Genomic DNA, 2,304 nt, shown 5'->3' with positions numbered 1-2,304 from the left:
GGCGGTTGTTGCGGTTGATGACGCGCCGGTACAGGTCATTGAGATCCGAGGTCGCGAAGCGTCCGCCGTCGAGCGGCACCAGCGGCCGCAGGTCGGGCGGCAGCACCGGCAGCACGGTCATGACCATCCACTCGGGATGGTTGCCGGACTCGATGAAGGACTCCATCAGCTTCAGGCGCTTGGAAATGCGCTTGAGCTTGGTCTCGGAGGTGCAGTCGACCAGCTCCTCGCGCAGGCGTCCGGCGAGCTCCTTGAGGTCCATCGACTTCAGCAGCTCGTGCACGGCCTCGGCGCCCATGCGCGCGTCGAAGTCATCGCCGTACTGCTCGATCGCGTCGAGGTAATTCTCGTCGCTCAGCAGCTGGCCGCGCTCCATCGGCGTCAGGCCCGGATTGATGACGACGAAGGATTCGAAGTACAGCACGCGCTCGATGTCGCGCAGCGTCATGTCGAGCAGCAGGCCGATGCGCGAGGGCAGCGACTTCAGGAACCAGATGTGCGCGACCGGCGCCGCCAGCTCGATGTGGCCCATGCGCTCGCGGCGCACCTTGGCGAGCGTCACCTCGACGCCGCACTTCTCGCAGACCACGCCGCGGTGCTTCAGGCGCTTGTACTTGCCGCAGAGGCACTCGTAGTCCTTCACCGGTCCGAAGATCTTGGCGCAGAACAGGCCGTCGCGTTCCGGCTTGAACGTGCGGTAGTTGATCGTCTCGGGCTTCTTGACCTCGCCGTACGACCAGGTCCGGATCATGTCCGGCGAGGCCAGACCGATGCGGATCGCATCGAAGTCGTCGAGGGTTTCCGTCTTCGGGAGGTAATTCAGCAGATCTTTCATCTCGTGACCGCTCTGTCTGTTCGCAAGCCGCCGGCCGCGCCGCCCCGGCACTGAACCGGGGGCGGCGCGGGGCTCTCGTCAGTCCCGATCCAGCTCGATGTTGATGCCGAGCGAGCGGATTTCCTTGACCAGCACGTTGAAGGACTCGGGCATGCCGGCCTCCATGCGGTGGTCGCCGTCGACGATGTTCTTGTAGACCTTGGTGCGCCCGTTCACGTCGTCGGACTTGACCGTCAGCATCTCCTGCAGCGTGTACGCGGCGCCGTAGGCCTCGAGCGCCCAGACCTCCATCTCGCCGAAGCGCTGGCCGCCGAACTGCGCCTTGCCGCCGAGCGGCTGCTGCGTGACCAGCGAGTACGGACCGGTCGAGCGCGCGTGCATCTTGTCGTCGACGAGGTGGTTGAGCTTGAGCATGTACATGTAGCCGACCGTGACCTCGCGATCGAACGGGTCACCGGTGCGACCGTCGATCAGCCGGGTCTGGCCGGTCTCGGCCAGGCCGGCCAGACGCAGCAGCGCCTTCAGCTCGTCCTCGGAGCAGCCGTCGAACACCGGTGTCGCGGTCGGCACGCCGGCGCGCAGGTTCTCGCAGAGGCGCACGACCTCGGCGTCCGAGAACTGCGCGAGATCGACCTGATCGAGCTGGCCGGTGGTGTTGTAGATGTCGTGCAGCAGCGCGCGCAGGTCCTCGACCGCCGCCTTCGCCTGCAGCATGCGGCCGATGCGCAGGCCTGCACCCTTCGCCGCCCAGCCGAGGTGGGTTTCGAGGATCTGGCCGATGTTCATGCGCGAGGGCACGCCGAGCGGGTTCAGGCACACGTCGACCGGCGTGCCGTCCTCCATGTACGGCATGTCCTCCTCGGGCACGATCATCGACACGACACCCTTGTTGCCGTGGCGGCCGGCCATCTTGTCGCCGGGCTGCACGCGACGCTTCACGGCCAGGTAGACCTTGACCATCTTCAGCACGCCCGGCGCGAGGTCGTCGCCCTGGATCAGCTTCGCGCGCTTGTCCTCGAACTTCTTGTCGAACTCCTTGCGCTGCTGCTTGCGCTTCTCGGCGAAGGCCTCCAGCTGTTCGTTGGCTTCGTCGTCGCGCAGGCGGATCTCGAACCAGCGGTCACGCGGCAGCTTCTGCAGGTAGGACTTGGCGATCTTGGCGCCGGCCGCGAGGCCATCCGGGCCGCCCTCGGCGGTCTTGCCGATCAGCATGCGCTCGACGCGCTGGAAGGTGTCCTCCTCCAGGATGCGCAGCTGGTCGTTGAGGTCCTTCTTGACGCGGGCAAGCTCGGCTGCCTCGATCGACTTGGCACGGCTGTCCTTCTCGACGCCGTCGCGCGTGAACACGCGCACGTCGATGACGGTGCCGTCCATGCCGGTCGGCACGCGCAGCGAGGTGTCCTTCACGTCCGAGGCCTTCTCGCCGAAGATCGCGCGCAGGAGCTTTTCCTCGGGCGTGAGCTGGGTCT

General features: G+C 66.4%; 2 pseudogenes. Both read right to left on the bottom strand.

The window, feature by feature from the left end:
* Positions 1-835: pseudogene (locus PKE44_RS18475) on the bottom strand (DNA-directed RNA polymerase subunit beta'); the annotation flags it as partial.
* Between the two features lie 78 nt (positions 836-913).
* Positions 914-2,304, bottom strand: a pseudogene (gene rpoB / locus PKE44_RS18470) (DNA-directed RNA polymerase subunit beta); the annotation flags it as partial.

This window comes from Plasticicumulans sp. (assembly GCF_035331805.1).
Classification (GTDB): Bacteria; Pseudomonadota; Gammaproteobacteria; order Competibacterales; family Competibacteraceae; genus Plasticicumulans.
The sequence above is the reverse complement of the archived record's forward strand: the minus strand, read 5'-3'. Positions and strand labels throughout refer to the sequence as shown.